This window comes from Commensalibacter sp. W6292M3 (assembly GCF_016101315.1).
GTDB lineage: Bacteria > Pseudomonadota > Alphaproteobacteria > Acetobacterales > Acetobacteraceae > Commensalibacter > Commensalibacter melissae.
On the sequence record NZ_JACFQT010000002.1, the window covers coordinates 62,339 to 87,322 of the forward strand.

At 37.3% G+C, this 24,984-nt stretch carries 22 protein-coding genes and 1 tRNA gene; 13 read left to right on the top strand and 10 right to left on the bottom strand.

The genetic code is table 11. The annotated features are described in order from the left end of the window. Window positions 1-149: 149 nt before the first annotated feature. From H3T57_RS05850 to H3T57_RS05875, 6 genes are all read left to right on the top strand, one after another. A complete protein-coding gene (locus tag H3T57_RS05850; protein ID WP_155572328.1) occupies window positions 150-1,172 on the top strand; it encodes an aspartate-semialdehyde dehydrogenase in 1,023 nt (340 codons plus the stop codon). A 351-nt stretch (window positions 1,173-1,523) separates the two neighbouring features. Next, a complete protein-coding gene (gene sdhC / locus H3T57_RS05855; protein ID WP_230873109.1) occupies window positions 1,524-1,976 on the top strand; it encodes a succinate dehydrogenase, cytochrome b556 subunit in 453 nt (150 codons plus the stop codon). 64 nt (window positions 1,977-2,040) lie between these two features. Beyond that, a complete protein-coding gene (gene sdhD / locus H3T57_RS05860) occupies window positions 2,041-2,454 on the top strand; it encodes a succinate dehydrogenase, hydrophobic membrane anchor protein (RefSeq protein WP_230873110.1) in 414 nt (137 codons plus the stop codon). A gap of 27 nt (window positions 2,455-2,481) precedes the next feature. Further along, on the top strand, window positions 2,482-4,293 hold the full coding sequence (sdhA, locus tag H3T57_RS05865) for a succinate dehydrogenase flavoprotein subunit (protein ID WP_155572329.1): 1,812 nt from the start codon (window positions 2,482-2,484) through the stop codon (window positions 4,291-4,293). Between the two features lie 19 nt (window positions 4,294-4,312). Next, window positions 4,313-5,095 carry a succinate dehydrogenase iron-sulfur subunit gene (locus tag H3T57_RS05870; protein ID WP_110439083.1) on the top strand — a complete coding sequence of 261 codons (783 nt, stop codon included), beginning with the start codon at window positions 4,313-4,315 and terminating at the stop codon, window positions 5,093-5,095. A 34-nt stretch (window positions 5,096-5,129) separates the two neighbouring features. After that, the gene (locus tag H3T57_RS05875; RefSeq protein WP_370552881.1) at window positions 5,130-5,792 is read left to right on the top strand and encodes a tyrosine-protein phosphatase; all 663 of its coding nucleotides are present in this window, start codon (window positions 5,130-5,132) and stop codon (window positions 5,790-5,792) included. Window positions 5,793-5,805: 13 nt separating this feature from the next. On the opposite strand, the gene H3T57_RS05880 is transcribed toward H3T57_RS05875, so the two are convergent. After that, the gene (locus H3T57_RS05880; RefSeq protein ID WP_122124102.1) at window positions 5,806-6,309 is read right to left on the bottom strand and encodes a helix-turn-helix domain-containing protein; all 504 of its coding nucleotides are present in this window, start codon (window positions 6,307-6,309) and stop codon (window positions 5,806-5,808) included. Window positions 6,310-6,789: 480 nt separating this feature from the next. On the opposite strand from H3T57_RS05880, the gene H3T57_RS05885 reads away from it, so the two are divergent. Then, entirely contained in the window at window positions 6,790-7,572 is a 783-nt protein-coding gene (locus H3T57_RS05885) for an NAD kinase (protein WP_155568569.1), read from the top strand. Window positions 7,573-7,598: 26 nt separating this feature from the next. Here H3T57_RS05885 and H3T57_RS05890 read toward each other — a convergent pair whose 3' ends face one another. The 3 genes from H3T57_RS05890 to H3T57_RS05900 form a co-directional block, all read right to left on the bottom strand. Next, a complete protein-coding gene (locus H3T57_RS05890) occupies window positions 7,599-8,288 on the bottom strand; it encodes a response regulator transcription factor (RefSeq protein ID WP_198193533.1) in 690 nt (229 codons plus the stop codon). 185 nt (window positions 8,289-8,473) lie between these two features. After that, on the bottom strand, window positions 8,474-8,908 hold the full coding sequence (locus tag H3T57_RS05895) for a hypothetical protein (protein ID WP_198193534.1): 435 nt from the start codon (window positions 8,906-8,908) through the stop codon (window positions 8,474-8,476). A gap of 30 nt (window positions 8,909-8,938) precedes the next feature. Continuing rightward, window positions 8,939-9,196 carry a hypothetical protein gene (locus H3T57_RS05900; protein WP_198193535.1) on the bottom strand — a complete coding sequence of 86 codons (258 nt, stop codon included), beginning with the start codon at window positions 9,194-9,196 and terminating at the stop codon, window positions 8,939-8,941. A gap of 669 nt (window positions 9,197-9,865) precedes the next feature. Here H3T57_RS05900 and H3T57_RS05905 point away from each other — a divergent pair. The 4 genes from H3T57_RS05905 (at window position 9,866) to H3T57_RS05920 (ending at window position 14,153) form a co-directional block, all read left to right on the top strand. Then, a complete protein-coding gene (locus H3T57_RS05905) occupies window positions 9,866-10,060 on the top strand; it encodes a DUF1656 domain-containing protein (RefSeq protein WP_110439090.1) in 195 nt (64 codons plus the stop codon). 30 nt (window positions 10,061-10,090) lie between these two features. Next, window positions 10,091-11,002 (top strand): HlyD family secretion protein, encoded by a 912-nt coding sequence (locus H3T57_RS05910; protein WP_198193536.1) that lies wholly within the window; start codon window positions 10,091-10,093, stop codon window positions 11,000-11,002. A gap of 11 nt (window positions 11,003-11,013) precedes the next feature. Next, window positions 11,014-12,528, top strand: a complete 1,515-nt coding sequence (locus tag H3T57_RS05915) for an efflux transporter outer membrane subunit (protein WP_370552882.1) — start codon at window positions 11,014-11,016, stop codon at window positions 12,526-12,528. A 146-nt stretch (window positions 12,529-12,674) separates the two neighbouring features. Then, entirely contained in the window at window positions 12,675-14,153 is a 1,479-nt protein-coding gene (locus H3T57_RS05920) for a DUF4435 domain-containing protein (RefSeq protein WP_198193538.1), read from the top strand. A gap of 24 nt (window positions 14,154-14,177) precedes the next feature. On the opposite strand, the gene H3T57_RS05925 is transcribed toward H3T57_RS05920, so the two are convergent. The 3 genes from H3T57_RS05925 to xseA all read right to left on the bottom strand — a co-directional run bounded on the left by H3T57_RS05925 (window position 14,178) and on the right by xseA (window position 16,474). Further along, window positions 14,178-14,264, bottom strand: a tRNA-Leu gene (locus H3T57_RS05925). Between the two features lie 163 nt (window positions 14,265-14,427). Next, window positions 14,428-14,865, bottom strand: coding sequence for a YcgN family cysteine cluster protein (locus H3T57_RS05930; RefSeq protein ID WP_155566031.1), 438 nt, complete (start codon window positions 14,863-14,865; stop codon window positions 14,428-14,430). 157 nt (window positions 14,866-15,022) lie between these two features. Then, entirely contained in the window at window positions 15,023-16,474 is a 1,452-nt protein-coding gene (gene xseA / locus H3T57_RS05935; protein ID WP_155567382.1) for an exodeoxyribonuclease VII large subunit, read from the bottom strand. Between the two features lie 52 nt (window positions 16,475-16,526). Between xseA and purD the strand changes: the two genes are divergently transcribed. Further along, on the top strand, window positions 16,527-17,801 hold the full coding sequence (purD, locus tag H3T57_RS05940; RefSeq protein ID WP_198193539.1) for a phosphoribosylamine--glycine ligase: 1,275 nt from the start codon (window positions 16,527-16,529) through the stop codon (window positions 17,799-17,801). Window positions 17,802-17,965: 164 nt separating this feature from the next. Here the strand turns inward: purD and H3T57_RS05945 are convergent, their stop codons facing one another. Then, window positions 17,966-19,000 (bottom strand): nitronate monooxygenase family protein, encoded by a 1,035-nt coding sequence (locus tag H3T57_RS05945; RefSeq protein WP_198193540.1) that lies wholly within the window; start codon window positions 18,998-19,000, stop codon window positions 17,966-17,968. 183 nt (window positions 19,001-19,183) lie between these two features. Here H3T57_RS05945 and H3T57_RS05950 point away from each other — a divergent pair, with 183 nt between their 5' ends. After that, window positions 19,184-20,974, top strand: coding sequence for an FAD/NAD(P)-binding protein (locus tag H3T57_RS05950; protein WP_198193541.1), 1,791 nt, complete (start codon window positions 19,184-19,186; stop codon window positions 20,972-20,974). Between the two features lie 109 nt (window positions 20,975-21,083). On the opposite strand, the gene H3T57_RS05955 is transcribed toward H3T57_RS05950, so the two are convergent. Both H3T57_RS05955 and pnp read right to left on the bottom strand, forming a co-directional pair. Further along, entirely contained in the window at window positions 21,084-22,502 is a 1,419-nt protein-coding gene (locus H3T57_RS05955) for a nitronate monooxygenase family protein (protein ID WP_198193542.1), read from the bottom strand. 131 nt (window positions 22,503-22,633) lie between these two features. After that, the gene (gene pnp / locus H3T57_RS05960) at window positions 22,634-24,802 is read right to left on the bottom strand and encodes a polyribonucleotide nucleotidyltransferase (RefSeq protein ID WP_198193543.1); all 2,169 of its coding nucleotides are present in this window, start codon (window positions 24,800-24,802) and stop codon (window positions 22,634-22,636) included. Window positions 24,803-24,984: the final 182 nt, after the last annotated feature.

Sequence of the window (24,984 nt, forward strand, 5' to 3'; positions counted from 1 at the left end):
CTTCTTTTTTTTTCCTAATAATTTTCTTTATTTTCAAACAATTTTGATAAAATTTATTTACATAAATAATAAAAGAGTTAAAATATTTGGCTGGTTTCTAAAGACTTCTTTAAAATTTATTAAACTTTATTATCTAAGGATTATATACTATGGGATATCGCATAGCCGTTATTGGAGCAACAGGGGCGGTAGGTAGAGAAATCTTAAAAATTCTGGCGGAACGTGATTTTCCAATTAAGGAAATTGTTGCCTTGGCTTCTCCACGTTCGGCAGGAAAAGAAATATCCTTTGGTGACAAAAGAATTCTAAAAGTCCAAAATCTTGAAACCTTTGATTTTAAAGGATGGGATATCGCTTTATCCTCTCCTGGCGCATCCGTATCATCCGTCTATTCACCCAAAGCAGCCAAGGCAGGCTGCATCGTGATTGACAATACTTCCCATTTCCGTATGGAACCTGATGTTCCATTAGTGGTTCCAGAGGTTAATCCGGAAGATTTAAAGAAAATCAAGCGGAATATTGTTGCAAATCCAAACTGTTCAACCATTCAGATGGTTGTTGCCTTAAAACCTTTGCACGACCTGTTCAAAATTAAAAGAATTGTTGTTTCGACATATCAAGCCACAGGCGGGGCAGGCAAAAAAGGAATGGACGAATTATATATCCAAACCAAATCATCATTGGTTGGGGATTCCATTTCAATAAACAATTTTACCAAGCAAATTGCCTTTAACTGTATACCTCATATTGATAAATTCATGCCAGACGGATCGACAAAAGAAGAATGGAAAATGAATGTGGAAACCAAAAAAATTCTTGATCCAGATATCAATGTTTTTGCAACCTGTGTTCGGGTTCCTGTTTTTATTGGACATGGCGAAGCAATTACCATTGAATGTGAACGCCCCGTTGATCTTGCCAAGGCACAAAAAGCCTTACGCAACGCTGAAGGTGTCATTCTATTCGATAAACAGGAAGATGGCGGCTATATTACCCAGATTGAGGCGGCAGGAGAAGATGCCTCCTATGTTTCACGACTCCGTATCGATCCAACAGTTCCAAATGGCTTAGGACTATGGTGCGTTTCCGACAATTTACGTAAGGGTGCAGCATTGAATACAGTACAGATTGCCGAAAAATTAATAGAAATGAATCTAATTTCTAAACGGTAATTTTTAACCAACAGATCATAAAATTGATATGATTTGTTGGTATCGAAATTAAAAACATAAATAAATTAATGATTACCAATTTCACGTTTCTATAGCCATTAATCCAATTTATACAAATTAATTTGATATTTATTTTATTATCCTGAAAATTGTTATTATCATATTCTTATTGTTACTTTAAAAATAAAACAAAAAACTGTTTAGTCATCAAATAACAAAGACCCCGAATACTTCATACACAATCAATTGAATGTCCAAAAATTGACTGGATCAATCTTTTAGTGGGGTATAAAGTGCAATTAACTTAAATCGGTATCAGCCGTGTTATAAGGATTAATTAGGAAATCAAGAATGTCGGATATACGCAAAACTTTTTATGTAGGTTACAAAAGTGACGGATCATATCGAAACCGACCAATGTCGCCCCATTTACAAGTTTACAAACCCATTTTATCAATGGTCTTGTCAATCAGTAACCGCATTACAGGCGGTGCACTTTCCGCAGGAAGTGCATTAATGGTTGCCTGGCTGGTTTCAGCCGCAAAAGGACCAAAATCTTTTCAAAAAACTCAAAAATTTACAGGAAGTTTTCTAGGACAAATTATTTTATTTGGTTTTTCATCAGCATTCTTTCTCCATTTTATTGGCGGTATTCGTCATTTTATTTGGGATTTAAGTGGCAAACGTCTTGAAAAACCTGAAATTAATCAAGACAGTAAATCAGAGGTTATCGGTGTTGCTGCTTTAACTTTAGCTTTATGGACCATTATTCTTGGTAAAAAAATCAAAAAAAGAAAAAAATAGACAACCTTCGTATTGATTAAAAAATATCAAAATAATTTTCTATAAACAATTAGGAGAAACTCCAATGAATACCTCTGTAGAACGCCCCACCATTCTACGATCTTACCTTGGACGTATGCGTGGATTGGGGACAGGACACAATATTTTCGAACATTGGTGGACCGAACGCATAACCGCGGCAGGCAGTGCCCCTTTATCAATCTGGTTTATTATCCAAATGCTAAGATTGGGTGATGCAGATCATAAGGATGTTGTAAAATGGGCTGGAAAACCTACGAATACAATTTTATTACTCACACTTGTCTTGCTAACATTCCGTCATATGCAACTCGGCTTGGAAGTCATTACATCAGATTACGCACGTGAAAGAAAAAGATTGGCTCTTAATTACTGTATTAAAGGTGGGGCCTTATTTTTAGGAATTCTATCCGTAATTTCTATATTAAAATTATTTTTTACTGCATCCGCCAGTAAATAATTCAGCATTTAAAGGATATATATCGTAATGACTGATACTACTTTATCATTAAAAGATACGTATCGTATCGTGGATCATGCCTATGATGTCATTGTCATAGGGGCTGGCGGTTCTGGCTTGCGGGCAACATTGGGAATGGGTGCGGCCGGTTTTCATACAGCCTGTATTACAAAAGTATTTCCAACCCGCAGTCATACAACAGCAGCCCAGGGGGGAATTGCGGCTTCACTTGGAAATATGGGAGAGGATCACTGGCAATGGCACATGTACGATACCGTAAAGGGCTCTGACTGGCTTGGTGATCAGGACGCAATTGAATATTTATGCCGTGAAGCGGTTCCTGCCGTTTATGAACTGGAACATATGGGAGTACCCTTTACCAGGAATAAAGATGGTAAAATCTATCAACGTCCATTTGGTGGACACATGCGCGACTTCGGAAAGGAACCCGTTCAACGCGCTTGTGCTGCGGCAGACAGAACTGGTCACGCTATATTGCATACACTTTATCAACAATGCTTGAAACACAATGTTGAATTCTTTGTTGAATATTTTGCTATTGATCTTATCATGGATGAAAATGGCACATGTCGTGGTGTTACGGCATGGTGTCTGGAGGATGGCAGTATACACCGTTTCCGTGCAAATCTGGTTGTTTTGGCGACAGGAGGATATGGACGCGCTTTTCAATCCTGTACTTCTGCCCATACTTGTACAGGTGATGGAAATGCCATGGTCATGCGTGCTGGCATCCCAACACAGGATATGGAATTCGTTCAATTCCATCCAACCGGTATTTTCCCAGCCGGCTGTTTGTTAACAGAAGGATGTCGCGGAGAAGGCGGCTATCTGACAAACAGTGAAGGTGAACGTTTCATGGAACGTTATGCGCCACATGCAAAGGACCTTGCTTCTCGTGATGTTGTCTCTCGTGCCATGATTGTGGAAATCAATGAAGGACGCGGATGTGGTCCCAATAAAGATCACATCATGTTACATCTTGAACATCTGGGGGCAGACCTTTTACACGAACGTTTACCTAGTATTGTTGAAACATCGCGCATTTTCTCCGGAATTGATGTAACCAAGGAACCCGTTCCTGTATTACCAACTGTCCATTATAATATGGGTGGTATCCCAACAAATCTTCAGGCCGAAGTTATTCGACCTACCAAAGACAATCCAGATGCAACCGTTCCGGGATTAATGGCAATCGGTGAATGTGCCTGTGTTTCCGTTCATGGTGCAAACCGCCTTGGTACGAATTCATTACTTGACTTGATTGTATTTGGTCGTGCAGCTGCTTTACGTGCAAAAGATATTCTTAAACCTGGCGCTCCTGTTGCTCCATTCCCTAAAAATGCCGGGGAAAATGCACTTGGCCGTTTAGATAAACTAAGATTTGCCAAAGGTGAAACCCGTGTGGCTCAAATGCGTGACACCCTGCAAAGAACCATGCAACGTCATGCAGCCGTTTTCCGGAATACTAAAAACATGGAAGCGGGCGTTGAAAAGATTAAGGATATCTGGTCTGGTCTGGGGGACATCTCTGTTTCCGATCAATCCCTGATTTGGAATACAGATTTAATGGAAGCCTTGGAATTCGAGAATCTATTGGCAAATGGTACCGTAACCATGGTAAGTGCAACCGCACGTCATGAAAGTCGTGGCGCACATGCCCATGATGATTATCCTGAACGTGACGATAAAAACTGGTTGAAACATACTGTTTCATATCTTAATGACAAGGGAGAGGTTTCACTTGATTATCGCCCAGTCCATATGAGAACTTTAACCGATGAAGTTCAGGTTTTCCCTCCTAAAAAACGGGTATATTAATCAGAGAAGGTGATGACTAATGGTTGAATTAAGACTACCCAAAAACAGTAAAATTGGAATTGGAAAAGTATTTTATGCCTCTTCACAGGCAAAAAATATTAAGAAATTTAGAATCTATCGTTGGAGCCCTGATGATAACAAAAATCCAGTTATCGACACTTACGAGGTGGATCTGGACAAAATCGGCCCAATGGTTTTAGACGCGTTAATTCATATTAAGAATGAAATTGATCCAACTTTATCATTCCGTCGTTCTTGCCGTGAAGGGGTTTGCGGATCTTGTGCCATGAACATTAACGGATTAAACACCCTAGCCTGTTCAAAACACATTAATGAATATGAGGGGGATATTGCAATTTATCCTCTCCCCCATATGCCCGTCATTAAGGATTTGATACCTGATCTTAATGGTCCATATGCACAATTAAGGGAAATTGATCCATGGCTTAAAGCTGATACCCCTCCCCCCCCCGATAAAGAACGGTTACAATCCATTGAGGAGCGTAAAAAACTGGATGGTTTATATGAATGTATCCTGTGTTTTTGCTGTTCAACCTCTTGCCCTTCATATTGGTGGAACGGGGACCAATATTTAGGCCCATCCGTTTTATTGGCTGCCATGCGTTGGGTTGCTGATAGCCGTGATGAGTATAAAGGCGAACGCCTTGATGAATTAGAGGATTCAATGCGTTTGTATGCATGCCGTACTATTATGAACTGTACACAGACCTGTCCAAAAGGTCTTAATCCAGCTCATGCAATTGCTGAATTGAAAAGATTACAAATTGAACGTAAACTTTAAATAAGCTAAAAGATGAGTCATGAAAAAGAAATATATTTTTGACTCATCTTTTCCAAATCGTCGGAACTATCATATCGCATGGCTCAACAGCCTATTTGTTGACCATGCGATTTTTCGTTTATTATGGTCAAATTTTCAGACGGTTATTCCCGGTAAAGTGTATCGCAGCAACCATCCCACTCCAACCAGATTATTGAATTTAACAAAAAAATATCATCTTAAAACAATTATCAATTTACGGGGGAAAAGAAATTGTGGTTCTGATGCGCTATCCCGCCATATCAGTCATAAATTAAATTTAAAACATTACGACCTCCCTTTTGAAAGCCGTGGAGCACCACATATTGATCGAATTCTAAATCTTGCAAATATTTACAAAACTATTGAATTCCCTCTTTTAATCCACTGTAAATCTGGAGCTGATCGTGCAGGTTTAGTTTCCGCATTAATTCTTCTATTTGAAAACTACGATATTCATTCTGCAATGCGACAGCTTTCATGGAAATACGGTCATTTTAAATATTCCAGAACAGGAATTCTTGATGCTTTTTTTACCCAATATCTTCAGCAAACGCATGGAAAAGTGAAATTTTTATATTGGCTTCAATCCCAATATAATGAAAAGCAATTAAAAGACTCTTTCAAATCGAAAAAAATCTCCTCTTTTATTATAGATAACATTTTACATAGAGAATGAAATATTTTTTAAATCATTCTGCCATAACCTTAATAAGATGTAGCAACTTTTTCCTGATTTCCTTATCTTTAATATGATAATACGCCTTTAACAAATCAACCGTTTCCTTATTATTCATAACATTCAAATCTGTAATTTTAATTTCCTCCTTAATGGCATTTTCCTTATCCTTGGTAATTAATATTTTTTTAACATCTAATGCCGTTGAAAATGATGGAGGAACCTGACTTTTATTTTCTTCGTTTCCGGTCAAAAACTCATCAAAGAAAAAATTAATCGGAACTTGCAAAAACTGTGCTATATAATAAAGTCTCGAAGCACCAACACGATTAAATCCCTTTTCATATTTTTGAATCTGTTGAAATGATAAACCTAAAGCTATAGCAAGTTTTTCTTGGGAAAAGCCTAATAACTTTCTTCTTAACCGGATACGGCTTCCTACTCGTTTATCTATAGGATTGGGAGGAATTTTTTTTTCTTTTGAAATACAGTTTGATAGCAACTCATTTGCTTTCATCAAATAATAAACTTTCACAATAAAATACTTGTAAAATCATATCCACAATAAATATTTATATTAAATAACTCTTTCAAAACATTATATATTACTAGACAAATATGATTGTTTACATTATTCTAAACTAATAAATATATATATATTTACATTCAGCCATGAAATATAATTTTAATTCAACACCATTATCTCTAATTGCATAATTTTTACCTAATTTATAAATATTAATAAACAATTAAATTGTTTACCTAAAATTAGCAAATAAATTTTAAATTTTGGTATATCAATCCTTTTTTAGTATTATTCAGTTTACAAATCTATCTATTCAACCCAGTAGTTCTAGTAAAATTTTAATAATAAATTATATTTGATTTAATAATTTTGATTGATTAAAAAAGAAATTAATTAAACTAAAACAATATTGTTTATATGTTGCGTAATGTTTATAATTAATGAAATCTGTATAATTGCCGAGAACTATTTATGAGGTTTTTTGATAATCCACCCACAAAGTTTCATTTTTTATCCATGGATAAACCCGAGGCAATTCAATATAAAAATGACCTGGTAAAACAATATGGAAACGCAAGTATCGACCAAGCCGAAGTCATTATCTGTATTGGTGGTGATGGTTTTGTTCTAGAAACACTTCATACTTATATTAATTATCAGATTCCCATTTATTGTATCAATTTCGGTTCTGTTGGTTTCCTTACAAATCCCAAGATCAAGAAGGATCTTCCATCACTACTTCAAAAAACCCAACCAACTTGTCTTCATCCTTTGGCCATGTCAGCTAAAACAGTGGATGGTAAAACACACACAGCCCTAGCTTTTAATGATATATTTTTATACCGGCAAACCAGACAGGCAGCCAAAATAAAGGTGATAATTAATCATAAGATCAGGTTATCCGAACTGATTTGCGACGGTATCATTCTTTCAACACCCGCAGGATCGACAGCCTATAATTTATCAGCACATGGTCCAATCGTTCCCTTAAATTCTGATTTGTTACCCTTAACTCCTATTTGTCCTTTTCGGCCACGCCGATGGAGAGGCGCATTACTTCCTTCAACAACTCTTTTTCAATTCTTGACCATGGAAGAAAATAAACGCCCTATAGCAGCTGTAGCCGATTTCACAGAGATACGTGACGTTGTCGAGATTACTGTCAAAGAAAACAAATCTATAAAATCTTGTTTACTATTCAATCCAAATCAAAGCTTGTCAGAACGGATTATTTCAGAACAATTTTCCGAATAAAGATTGGTGAAACGTAATATCTATTTTCATTCACTATCCATTGTTGATTTACGGAAGATATAACCTTGTCCCCATATTGTTGAAATAAAATCTTCCGCACCAGCATCTTGTAATTTTTTTCTTAATTTACATACAAAGACATCAATAATTTTAATATCGGGTTCTACATTGCATTTGTATAAATGGTTTAAAAGTGCCGTCTTTGTAATTAAAGTGCCACGTTGTAAAATAAGCAATTCCAAAATAAGATATTCCTTGCCTGTCAAATGAACCAATGCTTTATTAACGAATACTTCATGTGTTTCCAAATTGATACTTAATGCATCAATATGAATAATTTTTTTGGAAAATACTTTTTGGACACGTCTCAAAACCGCCTTGCATCTTGCAATCAGCTCATCCTCATAAAATGGAATTAACACATAATCATCCACACCTGCCTGAAAAGCTTTTATCTTACTTTCCAGATTATTTTGTCTGGAAACAACAATAATAGAAATCTTTTCATTTAATGCGCGCAATTCTCTAATGGTCGAAAAAAACAATTTATCCAAATTATTTCCTTCAACTATAATAAGATCATATTCATACAGATGAGCCGTTGATAATACCTCAATATCAAACGATACCCTATCGATAGAAAAGTCTGTTACTTTAAGTTTTTGGTAGAATTCATGCTCTAAAAAAAAGATTTCTCCCATAAGAAGAACGTGCATACTTCTACTCCAGGTTATAAAATGAATTTAAAATACTACTATAAAGTGCATAAGTTTATAAAAAAAATCAACAAAAACTTAATAATGATAATGATAAATTTGGAAAAACAATTTTTTTTCAACAACTTCGTAAATAATGTTGAAGTATTTATTATAAAAACCTCAACATTATAAATAAAATCTATTCAGATTTTTTTTCTAAATTTCTTTTTAATAAACTGCCATATAAAACTTCGTAAATATCCACCCAACGGCCCTGTAAGTGCAGTAATTAAAGTTGTCAGGGCAATTGAATCACGCAATTGCTTTAAATTATGGTTCCGAATCACCTTGGCTTCTATCTCTTCTTCACCAATTTTTACCTGCAAGGCTAGATAGAAAAAGATACCAGCACACAAAATATCAAAAATTAGGATAATTAATGATGATCCCAAAAAACCAATATGAAACAACCAGCAACACAGCGCCGCCAAAACAGCATGCAAGGAAATTAAAACAAATAATCCAAATACTGCCCCTATACAGCATAACAGGATTTGCTTGCTTACTCTAATTGACTTTTTTTTCAAAAGCAGGAGCTCTGCATCCGCTGCTGCTTTGCCAAATTCAACAATCTTCATGTATATAGACCATTTCTGCAACAAATATTACTAGCGCGTCATCCGACCCAGTACAAAACCTATAACCGTGGAGATCAAAACCGCTTTGATCGGTTTGGATTGAACTTTTTTAGAAAGCTGCTCTACTTGTTCTTCTGCAACATCCTTCATATCATCCTTAATCTTATCTGCTTTATCTGCCATTTCAGCCAGAGCAGGATTAAGCTGTTCTTTTGAAGCCATGACATTATCTTGAACCTGATTTTTAATTTGCTTTAAATTTGTTTTTTTTTTCTTGCAAAAAAACATTTTAATTCCTTCTACATATCCGATAAAACTTGTTTTCAAGTTTAATATATATTTAAATTAATAATAATAAAAAAAGACAAGAAATATTATTTATTTTACTTTGAATAATGTAATAAGACTTAATGACAAGATCTAAACATACAATTAGATTTATTACTAATAAATGATATAACTCATAAAATGCTTTTTTTATCTATAATTGCATATTAAAATTACTTGATTTTAATATGCAATTTAATTTTTTCTATTCAAATTTTCCAATTATGGACCAAATATTTCCTTTCTATTTTAACCTAAATTTTATTTACTGCAAAACGCATTGTAAAATAAAATTAATGTACATATACAATGAAAATATCTTGACTTGAAAATAATTTAGGCATAATCCGCACGGAGAGCATTTAATAATTCTTGATTTATTCCCTTACTTAAATATGTTTTAAATGCTACCCATATCATTATCCATTTCTATCATAAATGGATTATATTATAAACAATATTAGAGTTAATTTTTTAAGATCAAATTGATTGATTCATGTTTTGTGCTTTAAAGAAAATTTTGTCCATAAAGAAAACAAATTTATATTACTCTTTTTTATTTTTCTGGGAATTTACAAACTATCCATTAAAAATTAGTAAAAATGTTTCCTTTTTTCTGAGTGCAACAAGATGATCGCAGAATTTGATTTTTTTGGTGTCTATATCGCCCCTTTTGTTGTTTATGCTTTATTTGCATTCGCCTTAACTGTTATTATCCGTTCTTTCCTGTGGAAAACAGGTTTAATAAAATTATTTTGGCATCTTGCTTTATTTGAAGTAGCTTTATATTTCAGTATCCTATGTTTGCTTATCTTATATGTATAACTTCTGACTTTAAGAATTTGTTTTTCAATCATGGCACCCATTAGTAACATCATCCGCATCATCTTGACCCTAATCATTGTAGCCATGGCTATAATTCTAGGGGTAGCCTTGTGGGACACCTACATGATTGCCCCATGGACCCGTGATGGTCGTGTCAGAGTATACGTCGTTAAAATCGCCCCGGAAATTTCGGGCACCATTGTACAGGTTCCTGTCAGGGACAACCAGTTTGTTCGCAAGGGTGATCCCCTTTTCGTAATTGACCCCTTACGTTTTAAAATCGCCATTCAACAGGCAGAGGCAAATTTGGAAAATGCGGAGGCCAATCTTGCCTTACAACATCGTAATGCAATGCGTCGCAAAGGATTGGAAGGCATTGTTTCAACAGAAGAAAAAGAAGATTTCAATACAAAGGTTAGAACCGCACAGGCAAGTGTAGATACAGCAAAAGCAGCCCTGACAGAAGCCAAGTTAAATTTGCAACGTTCCATACTTTATTCACCTGTCAATGGCTATATTACAAATCTTAATTTACGGGTTGGTGATTACGTCAATACAGGCAATTCATATTTATCCGTTATTGATGCCGATTCTTTCTGGGTCTATGGCTATTTTGAAGAAACCAAAATGTGGGGCATTCATGTCGGCGATGTCGCCCGGATCAAGTTAATGGGATATAAACAGATACTGCCCGGACATGTTGTCAGTATTGCCCGTGGTATCAATGACTCTAATGCCAACGCTGATAATTTTGGTTTGCAAAATGTTAATCCCATTTTTACCTGGGTTCGTTTGGCTCAACGTATTCCCGTAAGAATTCATATTGATCATATTCCAGACACGATCCATCTTTCCGCCGGCATGACCGCCACAATCAGTGTCGGCCCACAAACAAGTGGCAGAAAAGGAAAACTGGCCACCTGGTTACAAGATCATCTATGAGTATTTCAAACATGTTCCGTCTAAAATCTATCTGGCAGAAAGCAATTACATTTTCCTTGATTGGATTGAATGCCTGCACGGTTGGCCCCAATTTTCATCGGGATCACATGAAAATTCCGGAACAATGGACTGAAAAAGTATGGAAAAGACCAGCCACAGCCCAAGAGATTGTCCAGGCAGCGAACAACATGCGTCGTTGGTGGGAACAGTTTCATGATCCATTGTTAAATCAACTTGTTGAAAAGGCCATCCAGAACAATTATGACCTTCAGATGGCGGGACAACGGATTTTGGCCGCTCAATCCTTGCGTGATCAGCAGGCGTCAAAATGGTATCCCCAACTGGATGGTTCTGGCGGATTTGGATATCAGACATCTTCCAATACCTTATCCAGCAATATCTCGATATCAAAAGGAAATCCAAATAATGCCGTTATACGTCGTTATGGCGCGACATTCAGCTGGCAACTGGATACATTCGGTTTGATCAGACGAATGGTTCAATCCCAAGAAGAGGCTGTAAAGGCCTCGATCGAGGATAGAAGAGCCGTCCTTTTAGCCATGCTTTCTCAACTGGCCAATAACTATGTAACCCTCCGCACCATGCAGCTACGGTTACGCATAGCGGATGAAAATGTTGCGATCGCCCAGTATATCTATAATCTGGCACAAAAACAGTATATTGAGGGTACAGGCACGACTCTAAGCACTGCCCAGGCAGAAGCCGAGCTTGAAACCCAGCGAGCAAGTCGAGAGCCCTTGAAAACCAGCATTACCCAGATTACCCATACAATTGATGTTTTGCTGGGACAAACGCCGGGAACCACGGAAACACTTCTTAAGATAGAACAGCCTTTACCAGACTTACCCCCATTTCCACCCTCCATTCCTTCCATTGCCCTGGCCAATCGTCCAGACATACGTATTGCCGAAAGGCAATACGCCATGGCAACGGCAAATATCGGTGTTGCGGTTGCAGAACTCTATCCACAATTCACCATTGACATGAGTGCGATGCCAACGACTTCTTTTACCAGTCAAATGGCCAATATTGCCAGTCTGGTATCCAGCAGCTTTATCAATCTTTCCATTCCAGGTCTGCATGGTGGCCGCCTTAGTGCCGCGGTTAAGCAAGCGCAGGCTCAGGCAGAAGAGGCACGGTTAAATTACCGTCAAACAATCCTGACATCCCTGAAAGAAATCGAGGATGTTATCGCGGCCTGGGGTGATGATTCAGAACATGTTGATCTGTTGCACAAATCCAAAGTAAGCAGCCAGACCGCCCTTATCCGTGCCCAAAAACTCTATAAGGCAGGACTTACAGGATATCTGGATGTCCTGACCGCGCAACGTACAGCCACAAATGCCGCCAATGAAGAGGCTGTGGCCATTTTGGAACGTTTCCAGGATTCCATCAATTTGTTCACGGCCCTTGGAGCTGGCTGGCAGGGTGTGGATATAACAAAAACGGAACTTCCCATGACCATCGAACAACAAAATCTGTTAGCGAAACTGGTCAAACAATAAATCTTCCTTTTCTCTCCATTATCCAGCAATTGTCTGAATCTATAAAAGAAAAGTCAGATCAAACAATTTTCATTTTTATTATTTAACAATATGTTTAATATTCCAAAGATATTTTAACCATCTTTGATATAAATCCATGTTCAATTATGACAAGTGAAAATTTATTTGAAATCCCTGTACCTCTTATTATTGACGAGACCAACAAGAATGATTCCACTAAAATCACTTTAGATAAAGGGGAGGCAATTTATATTGTTGGAGCAAATGGTTCCGGTAAAACCCATCTGGCACGATATATTGAACAATATATTATCCAAAACTACGGTGAATATAAAACATATCGTATCAATGCACACCGTGCAATATTTTTAAATATTCCCCAAACTCAAATGAAAGAAGCACAAGCAAAACAAGCTTTGTTACCTAATCCAATAAGCCAATTATCAAGAAAAAATCAAGCTAATAGATTAACTAATCAATTTGATCAATTAGAATTTTACAATGATAGTGACGAGTTATTACAATACCTATTTTCACAATCACATAGTATTGCCACGAATTTTTATAATAATTACAACCCTAATCGTCCTCCTGTACAAAAACCGACAAGCAAACTTGAACAACATTTACATCCTTCCATCTTAACACCACTATGGAATGAACTGAAAAAAATACGTCCAGATTGTGCTTTTATAACCATTTCACACGATTTAAATTTTATCGCCAATCAGGCAGGAAAAAAATATATTCTCAAAAAATACCAAAGAAATTTTTCTGAATCTGATAAATGGGATATAAAAGCGCTTCCAGATAATATGCCGTTATCAGAGGAAATTGTTACTTTGATTTTGGGTAGTCGTCGTCCCATTTTCTTTGTTGAGGGACAAGAAAACAGTTTAGATCAAGCTGTTTACCGCGCATGTTATCCAGAATGGACAATTATTCCAAGCAATTCATGTACAGAAGTTATTCATGCGGTTAATTCGCTTAACAACCATCCATCTTTAACTCGTATTAATTGTGCGGGTATCGTGGATGCTGATTATCGTGGTACAGATGAAATACAAAAACTGAATAATCAAAATATTTATGTGCTCAACGTCCTTGAAATTGAAAATCTTTTCTTATTATATGATGTTCTCGAGATTATTGCTGAACTAGAGCAATATAACGATAAAACGGAAAAAGAAAATCTGATTCAAGAGATAACCTCTCAACTTCTCGATACTATCAATAAAAATAGAAATTCGTATATCGTGGAATATGGAAAATTACAATTAAGCAGATCATTTGCTAGACTTTCACCTTCTGATGATAAAATCAAGAAGCAGGAATCTTTAATTGAATTTTTTAACAAAAGCCTTGATGAATTAAAAAATTCTTTTCAAGAAGATCTACAAAAAACTAAATACAATATTAACAAAGCAATTGAGGAAAAAAATATAAAAGAGCTATTAAAATGGTATAATGGCAAAGGTGAAGGATTATCAATTATCAGCAAAATCTTAACGAAACAAAAAAAGGAAGATTTTCTTAAATGGATAAAACGCTTACTAGAAAATAGTAATGAAAATTTGATTGATGTATTAAAAAAACATTTACCAGAAATAAAAAATAATGTCTGACAGATCATTCAAATATGATTCAGGTGGTGCGAACTGTGGGACTTGAACCCACACGTCCAAAACGGACACAAGATTTTAAGTCTTGAGCGTCTACCATTCCGCCAAGCTCGCCCATATTTTGTAAAAGGATTAATAGCATGAAGAACGAAAAGGTCAAAGAGTAAATTTAAAAAAAATTGATTATTTGATAAAAGATTTCAAATCCATGTAAAATTCTCCAATACAAGTAAATATACAGCCTACCATGAAGGAAGAAAACCGCTCATTGTGTTTTTCAATCGATCCACTCCACTATATAATCCTCCAACTCCCCTGCATCATGTTCACTCACAACCTTTCCCCGCACGGAAATACCGGCTTTATGCATGGCTTCAAAATTACCGGCAATCAAATAATGCCAAGGATAAAGTGTCTTGCCTTCCGCTATTAAACGATATGCACAGGTGGAGGGCAGCCAGTCAATCCTTGATAAATTCTTTCGGGTCAATTGGATACAGTCCGGAATCCTGATTTTACGATGACAATAATCCGAACATTGCCCTGTTTTTATATCCAGCAACCAACAGGCAACATTTGTATAATAAATTTCATTCGTATCATCATCCCGCAATTTATGCAGGCAACACCGACCGCAACGGTCACATAAAGCCTCCCATTGCTCCTTGTTCATTTCTTGAAGTGACAAGTTTTCCCAATAACGATCCGTAACCATAACAACCAATATAATATTCTGATCAAAAAAATGATTTACAATATTTCAAAATTCAATTTTTCAATAAATCAACATTCATCTCAATTTATATAATTCAGGTTGCGATTTAATTAAATTGAATAATTCAACAGGATTGATTATAAACCGTTTAATCAATTTACAGATCAAAACTTTCCTGACGGTTTTCCTGCCGCTTCAAAACACGCACGTCTTTCTGCCCATCATAAAAAGTTAAGATCAAATCAGATCCAGCCCTTAATCCTCTTGCTTCAGTTACAGGCTGACCTTTCTTATTCTGTACCAAGACATATCCCCGCGCCAATACAGCCTTGGGAGAAAGGGCTTCCAATCTTGCCGTGACACTTTCCAATTTCAGCTGCCTTTCTCTCAATAAATTACGTACATTCGATATGGAGAACAGGGGTAAATTATTTTCCAACTGACGCATATAATGCAGCCAAGAAATTGCATATTGTTTTTCATTAAAGGCCAGTTGTCTCTTGAAACGATCAATCAGTCCCAAAAGATATTGATCAACAGCCTGAATGGAAGAAAGCTGATGTCTCCTTTTCAGAACCAATGCTGGAAGCGCCAAATCCAGACGATAGGAACGGTCATCCAGGCGCATACGGTTTTGCGCCAATAAAGTGGGAACATCCGGCAGTCTGGTAATGGCCTTGTTCAAACGCAGTTGATAAGATTGAATAATCTGTATTAATGCTTTATTCAAACGCGTAACCAGCTGCATTATTCCAGCAGCAAGATCAACCTGCGAAGGAACTGCCATTTCCGCAGCTGCAGTTGGAGTCGGGGCCCGACGGTCAGATGCGAAATCAATCAAGGTTGTATCTGTTTCATGTCCAACTGCTGAGATCAGGGGAATTTTCGACTCTGCTGCGGCCCTTACAACAGCCTCATCATTAAAGGCCATCAAGTCTTCCAGTGATCCACCCCCTCGTGCAACAATCAAGATATCAGGACGTGGAATTTTACCATTTACAGAAAGGGTGTTAAATCCAATAATAGCCCTGACAATCTGTTCACTTGCCCCCTCTCCCTGAACCGCCACTGGCCAGACCAGGATATCCCTGGGAAAACGTCGTTGAATTGTTGTGCGAATATCGTGCAAAACCGCGCCTTTAGAGGATGTAATCACACCTATTACTTTTGGCAATAGAGGAAAAGGACGCTTTTTTTCCTGGTCAAATAAACCTTCAGCTTCCAATTTCTTTCTTAATTTTTCGATACGGGCCAATAAAGCACCTTCGCCGGCATAATCAATCTGATCGACAATGAGCTGATATGATGAACGTTCCCCATAAGAAGAAATCTTGCCTGTTGCAATAACCTCAATACCGTTTTCGAGTTTTATAGTAAGTTTTGCCGCCTTGAACCGCCAGATAATTGCTGTCAGTTTTCCATTTTCATCTTTTAGGGAAAAATAAATATGTCCAGACGGATACTGTTTTAACTCGGTAATTTCCCCCCTTACTTTAATCCGAGAAAAATTTCCTTCCAAAACGCGCTTAATCGCTGTAGAAATATCCCCTACACTAAATTCTGGTATATTATCCGTCATTCGATCAGAAAGTTGCTCATCTATCGACATAAATATGATACAGCCTTATCCCAAAAAAGAAACATCAGTAAAGGAAATCTCTATGCGCGTTTTACTCGTCGGTTCTGGGGGAAGAGAACACGCCCTTGCCATGGCTCTTGCTTGCTCACCCAATCTTACCGAGCTTCTTATCGCACCAGGAAACCCAGGTACTGCACAATATGGTAAAAATATAAACATTAAGGTAGATAATATTACCGATTTAGTAAAATTTGCACAAGACAATCATATTGATCTTGTTATTCCCGGACCAGAATTACCTTTGGTTAAAGGATTAACCGATGCTTGCCAGCACGCCGGGATCCTCTGTGCAGGTCCCAGCCGAGCGGCTGCACAGCTGGAGGGAAGCAAGAGTTTCACAAAAATGATCAGCGATGCCGCCCGGATCCCAACTGCAGCATGGAAAGAGTTTTCAGATAGTGAACAAGCGGTTGCTTATTTGAAAACCCAATCTTTTCCAATTGTCATCAAGGCAGATGGTTTGGCGGCAGGAAAAGGCGTTATTATCGCCTATACCTTTAAGGAAGCTGAAGAAGCGATCGAAACAATCCTGCAAGATAACCGTTTTGGCGAAGCAGGCAATAAAATCGTTATCGAGGAATTTCTGACAGGAGAGGAAATTTCCCTATTTGCCTTTTGCGATGGAGAACATGCGGTTTTAATCGGAGCGGCTCAGGATCACAAACGCATTGGCGATAATGATACGGGACCCAATACTGGCGGAATGGGTGCAATATCCCCACCACCCTTTTTTGATCACGCAGCCCAAGAGAAAGCGTTGGATATAACAGTCAGACCCATGCTGCGCGAAATGGTAAAACGTGGAATTCCTTTCCGTGGCATCATTTTTGCCGGATTGATGATTACAAATGATGGGCCCTATCTAATTGAATATAATGTTCGTTTTGGAGACCCGGAAGCAGAAGTTCTGCTTCCTCGACTGGAAACAGATTTGTTAGACATTCTCTATAATCTCAGTCAGGGAAAATTAAAAAAATCAGAAATCAAATTCTCTGATCAAGCAGGGATTTGTATTGTTATGGCGGCAAAAGGATATCCGGGAACACCAGTTGTAGGCGGAATTATCAAAAATATTGACCAAGCTGAATCCATACCCCATGTAAAAGTCTTTCATGCTGGAACCAATTATAACGCTCAACAAGAACTTTGTGCAGCAGGAGGTCGTGTCTTATGCATTGCCGCTTTTGATAAAACACTCAAACAAGCACAGACAACCGCATATAATGCCGTTAACAAAATTAACTGGAAAGATGGTATCTGGCGCACGGATATCGGTAATAAAGCTTTAAAACAGTAGAATAATATAAAAACGATATTTCAAAACAGGTTAAATTGAATGTATCTTAAAATACGTTCAATTTTTACAATTCAGCAAATATGCATTTTATTTTCTAAAAATTATAGTAAAAAATATTGCTGTTTAATTTAACTCTATCTTCATACTCTAAATAATGATTAAGATCAAAAATCAACATTTTCAATAAAAGACTTCATTAAATCTGGTGCTTCCATTTTTTTAATTTTTGAAACCTTTGATCCTGCCCAAAATGCGGCATACTGAGGCTGTCTAGTATATTCGTAAATTTTCTTGGCAAAATAATAAGTATAAGGATAAGGTGGTGTTAAAGGCCGATCTGGTGAATCAATTTTTAAATGCCAATCATTGACCAACCCCCTGGCAGGTCGACCAGAAATGGTCGCGGTAATTTGCGTAACTTTAGAATTAAATAATGATTGTCTATAGGTTTCACTCGCTTTTGACGAACTGCATTGGACGAATGCCGTTCCTAACTGAACACCATTTGCCCCCACTCTAAGACAATCATGAATATCTCGTGCATCCATAATACCACCGGCTGCCACAACTGGTATTGATAAATTATTTTTAATCAGAAAAACCAGTTCTAGTGTTGGTATCGCCGAATCAATATTTGGATTAAAAACACCCCGATGACCACCCGCTTCTATACCCTGCGCTATTATTATATCTATACCAGACCTTGCTATGTATGAGGCCTCTATCAAATTTGTCGCAGAAGCCATCGTAACAATATTGGCTTGTTTCAATCTGTGAATTTGACTTTTGCTTGGGATTCCAAAATGAAAACTAACAGCGGGAACTTTTTCTTGAATTACTAAATCCAGAAAATTGTCATTCTCTAAAAAACTGGAATAAAGACAGGAAAAAGCCTGACTAAAATTTTTCATCAGATCTATCCTGCCAAATTTTGAACAGCAATATTGAACCCACTGATTTTCAAGTGTAGCGTCTGATTTCTCTGGTTGATGACAGAAAAAATTGACCTGAAAAGGTAAGGAGGTCAGCTGTTTCAGCTGTTCAATTTGCTTTTTCGCCTCTTCATGATTGCAGGATCCCAGTCCCAATGATCCCAATCCACCAGAATTTGAAACCTCAGCTGCCAGTTTTGGTGTTGATACACCCGCCATTGGTGCAAGAAAAATAGGATATTGAATATTCAAAAAATTTCGTAACATTTTTTATACACTTAAATACTAATAATATACTTCTTAATAAAACCAATTAAATTATAACTTTATTAGTTATTTTAATTTGTATTATATTTCGTTTCAATGTGTTATTTATTATAAAATTATAATTATATTAATAATGCATTAATTTTATTTAAAAATATTAATATATTAATAGAAGAAAAAATTATGAATAATGATTATAATAAGATTAAGGTATCTATAATAGGATTGGGATCAAGAGGCCTCAACGTACTTGAAAGAATTATATCCCATTGTATTTGGGATGAGAAACTAAAAGATAGGCAGATTATTTTACAACTATTTAACGAAAATAAAGATTATGGTGCCGGTTGTCATGATATCAATCAATCAGAAAATTTATTGGTTAACACTATTTGCAGTCAGATTACTGTTTTCCCTGATGATACGGTTAAAAACTACAAATATGCAATCCGGGGACCAACCTTTTATGAATGGTTAAAAATCAAATATAAATCACAAAATAAAACAATCAACCCTTTAAACTATTATTCACGAAAGGATCTTGGCGAATATCTATGCTGGGTCTTTAATTATTTATGTTCTATCAAGGTACAAAACCTTCAGATCATCAAAATACAGGAAAAAGTTATAAACATTTCCGGAAGTGATAAAAAAAAATGGAGTATCGTTACGAAAAATAACACTTACTCATCTGATATTATTTGTATAACCACCGGTCACGATACCCAAAATTGCGAATTTCCAAATAAGAAAAAAATATATGCATATCCTTTGGAAAAATTAGACCATATCATTACGAATAAAGAAACCGTTGCAATACAGGGGCTTGGCTTGACCACATTTGACGTTATTTCCAAATTGACTGAAGACAGAGGAGGGAAATTCATTAAGGAAAAAGATCACCTAATCTATCAACCCTCTGGAAAGGAACCTAAAATTATAGCCTTTTCCAGATCAGGATTGCCCTTGAATGCACGGGGGAGAACGCAAAAAGAATTAAGAGAACAATACAAGCCCCAAATTTTTACCAAAGAAAAAATAATTGAGTTAAAAAACAATAAAAAAATTGATTTTGAAAAGGATTATCTCCCGTTATTGATTGAAGAAATGGAATGTGTTTACAGTTTTACCTATCTCAAGAATCAGGACATAATCAAGGCTTATAATTTCCTTAATGACTATCTAAGAAACAAATCACAAAGAAACGCGATTGTAAAAGCCTATATTCCCGATGAAAAAGAAAGATTCTCATGGGAAAAAATTAGCGATCCGCTTGCCCATACTTCCTTCAAAAGTCAGGAAGAATTTCATGACTGGCTTTTAAACTATTTACAGGAAGATATACATAACGCTTTACAGGGCAATATAGACAATCCCACCAAGGCAAGCACTGATATTTTAAGGGATGTACGTGATTGGATCAGATTAACCGTTGACCATTGTGGCCTGTCGGAAAAAAGTGCTATCTGGTTCAATGAAGTATTTAAACCTATCATGATCCGAATTTGTGTTGGTCCACCCCTTGAGAGAATTCAGCAAATGATCGCTTTAATCAAGGCCAACATATTGCGCATAGATTTGGGGCCGAATGTTAAAGTAGAAGAAAAAAAGGAAAGCTTTTACCTAACAACACAATTTAACGAAGTCATTCGTGCTGATTATTATATTGTTGCCATGGTCAATGCACCCATTGCAAAGGAAAGCAAAGACATTCTTTTTCAAAATATCCTGAAAAACAATATAGGCTGTCAGTTCCATATTGGCAATTATGCTCTAGGAGAATTTAATGTCAATGCAAACTTCAATTTGATCAATCAAAACAATCAGATAATCAAGTCTATTTATGCTCTAGGTGTTCCCACTGAAGGCAGTAAATTTTATACTTATATTTTACCAAGACCTTTTGTTAATTCGACAGCTTTATTTGATGCAGAAGTCTGTACCAATAATTTGTTATCGCAAATTGCCAGATAATATTTTAACAAATATTCAATAGTTTTTTAAAAACTAGTTTAATCAAAAAATTCTAAATTATTTGAACAGTAATTTAGAATTTAACATTCGATACTGGATAAATTTATCATTAATATCCGGTTATAATTCGATCAACCAACTGTTTAACTGTTGGAATAAACCCATTATCATAAAATGGGTCAGATCCAAATCGCCACCCTGTGGTTCCACTAAACATCAAATTATGATCAACCACCTCTTTTGCGTCAGGACCATTTGCATGAGCTATTGCCTGTAATGTTTTCTGGATACAAAAAGAGCGGGGATCGGGTCGATTTCCTGTCGTATAACTGGGACCAACCTGTGACCAATTTGAAAACTGGCACATTGACAGGCATCCCATGCAGTTATTCTGATCCTGTTGTATCTCTCCTGCTTTTTCAGGAGTTACAAAAATGAATGTATGATCTGGAGTCCGGAGAGGCTGAGTAAACCCCTCGCTTTCCCATTTCTTAATATTTTCAAAACTCGTCTGGGTAACATAAATCAAACGTTTTCTAGCCCCATATTCATATGGAACATTCATCATTTCTGTAGCTTCCCTTGAAAAAGGAACTTGCCTTTGAGACCGTTCCCTCAATTCATTAAGAAAACCATTTTGAACTGCCGATGAATAAAAACCTGTAGGAGAGAAATGATTAAGATATACATCACCCTTTTTCAATGTCCGCAAACGATCTTTCCAAGCTTGAGGGATTTGGCTTTCCCTCGTTAACAAAGGTCTTGTACCGAACTGAAATGCAATCATACCCAAATCTGGATTATCAATCCAATCTTCCCATTCAGAAAGCCACCAGACATTACCTGCCATAATGATTGGAACATGATCCAGTCCATATTGGCGCATGACTCTTCTCAACTCTACAACGCGTGGAAAAGGATCCTGCGGTTCTAATGGATTTTCACTATTTGATAACCCATTATGCCCCCCAGCCCTCCATGGATCTTCATAAACCACCCCACCAAGCCATTCTGGCGTTTTTCTGTAAGATCGACGCCATAACGCATTGAATGCACGTCCAGAGGAAACAATGGGATAGTAATATAATGCATGTTTTGCAGCAATTTCTGATAAACGATAGGGCATTCCCGCTCCGCAGGTAACACCATTAATCAAGCCTTTTGATTGTTCCAAAACCTGAGATGCAATCAGTTCACTTGCTGCCATTTCCCACATAATATTGACATGAAGAGGCACTTTTGGCCCCGCAATATCACGGGCAACCCTTATTTGGGTTATTCCGCCCTTAATTGCATATTGAATGAGTTCTTCATGTCGTTCACGCCGTGTTTTTGCATGATAGATCTGGGGAATAACATTGCCATTTTCATCATAACTATCAGCATTTACAATGGAAATGGTTCCAATTCCACCCGCAGCAGACCAATGACCAGCAGATACTCCTGTAGAAACAGAAACCCCTTTACCCCCTTCAATCAAAGGGAGGACTTCTTTATTTCCCATACGAATTGAATTAACTGCTTTCATTATTACTCCTGCTCTATATGCAGTGGACTAAACAATCTAAACCAAAAAAACTTTGAATAGCCCACTTATATTTATTCCAATAAAAAAATCAAGAATCATCTTTTTATTGAAAAAATGATACACATAAAAACCTATGAGCGTTTGGACTGGTTATCATTGCGATTACGAGATGACGAGCTGTTTTTGACTCCAACGGCTTCACTGATGTCAGCACCTGTTTCCTGATCTACCTCACGCATGGAAAGCTTGATTTTTCCTCGATCATCAAAACCTACAACCTTTACCTTGACAGTATCCCCCATTTTGACAACGTCACTTGTACGACCGACACGCCCGGCTGATAATTCAGAAATATGAACCAGCCCGTCACGAGCCCCCATAAAATTGACAAATGCTCCGAAATCGGCAACCTTTACAACTTTTCCTGTATAAATGCGGCCAACTTCTGGTTCAGCAATGATTGCATTGATACGCTCCTTGGCTTTTTCCGCCTGTTCATTCGATGTAACAGCAATTTGTATTGTACCATCATCATCAATATCAATTTTACAACCTGCATATTCAACAATTTCACGAATTGTTTTACCGCCAGATCCAATAATATCCCTGATCTTTTCCTTGGGCACATTCATAATGATGACATGTGGTGCATTCTCTGCAATGTCATTACGGCTTTCTGTCAAGGCTTTTGCCATTTCACCCAAAATATGAATTCTTCCTTCACGAGCCTGTTCCAAGGCCTGTTCCATAATTGCTGGTGTAATGGATGTAATTTTAATATCCATTTGTAAAGCGGTGACACCAACTTCAGTACCAGCAACTTTAAAATCCATATCTCCCAGATGATCTTCATCACCAAGGATATCACTCAATACAGCAACACCCTTTTTCTCCTTGATCAATCCCATGGCAATTCCCGCTACAGGACGTTCCAGTGGCACACCTGCATCCATCAGGGATAAAGAGGTTCCACAAACCGTAGCCATAGAGGACGAACCGTTACTTTCCGTAATTTCAGAAACTACACGCATGGTATATGGAAATTTTTCCTTGCTTGGCAACAGAGGATGAATAGCTCTCCATGCCAGTTTTCCATGACCAATTTCACGACGCCCAGGTGAACCCAACCGTCCACATTCCCCCACAGAATAAGGAGGAAAATTATAATGCAACATGAAATTAGAACGATATTCCCCTTCTAACGCATCCACAACCTGTTCATCTTGAGTTGTACCTAAAGTTGTCACAACCAGAGCTTGCGTTTCACCCCGGGTAAAAAGAGCGGATCCGTGTGTTCTAGGTAAAACACCAACCTCACTGATAATGGGTCGAATCGTGGTTAAATCACGTCCGTCAATCCGCAATCCTGTCTTTAGCACTGAATTACGAACAATATCGGCTTCCAATTTATCAATCAAGGAACCCGCCTTGGCTGTATCAAATTCTTCCTCAACAAGCTTATCAATAATTTTGGTACGTGCCGCATCCAGTAAAGTGTAACGTTTTTGCTTTTCCTTTTCCTTATAGGCTTCCGCCAAAGGTTTGCGTCCAATCTTGTCAATACGAGTTTTTAATTTCTTCTCTTCTGCAGTAGGTTCAGACAATTCCCAAGGTTGACGGGCAGCATGCTCGGCCAAAGCGATAATTGCATCAATAACAGGCTGACAGGCCTCGTGACCAAAATTAACAGCCCCCAACATTGCTTCTTCACTTAATTCCTGGGCTTCGGATTCAACCATCAGAACCCCTTCGGAAGTACCCGCCACAACCAAGTCCAATTTGGTTTGATCCATCTCCGCCAAAACAGGATTTAGAACATATTCATTATCAATATATCCAACCCGGCAACCCGCAATCGGTCCAAAGAAAGGAATACCGGACAGGGTCAGCGCTGCAGAACAGCCAATCATGGCAACAATGGCAGGATCATTTTCCATATCATGACTTAAAACAGTCGCTATAACCTGCACTTCATTACAAAAATTATCAGGAAATAATGGACGAATAGGCCGATCAATAAGTCGAGAGATCAATGTCTCGATTTCAGAAGCGCGCCCCTCACGTTTGAAAAAACCGCCAGGAATTTTTCCAACTGCAAAAGCCTTTTCCTGATAATGCACGGTTAATGGAAAGAAATCCTGATCTGGATTGGCTTTCTTATTTCCAACAGCTGTACATAATACTGTAGTCCCGCCATAAGTGGCCATCACTGCACCATCTGCCTGACGCGCTATTTTACCTGTTTCCAGAATAAGAGGACGTCCCCCCCATTCAATTTCCTTACGATAATATTTAAACATTTTTTATCCTATGAAGTTATACGCAAGAAAATTTTTTTAACCATCATTACATTCAATGCTGTAAATAACAGCGTTTCGGACGGCATGGAGCATTTATATTTTGTTATTTTCACACCATGTGGCCTGAAACGCTGTAAAGCTGGATTTCAAAAAACTTTCCTGTTTTGATTATAATATACTCA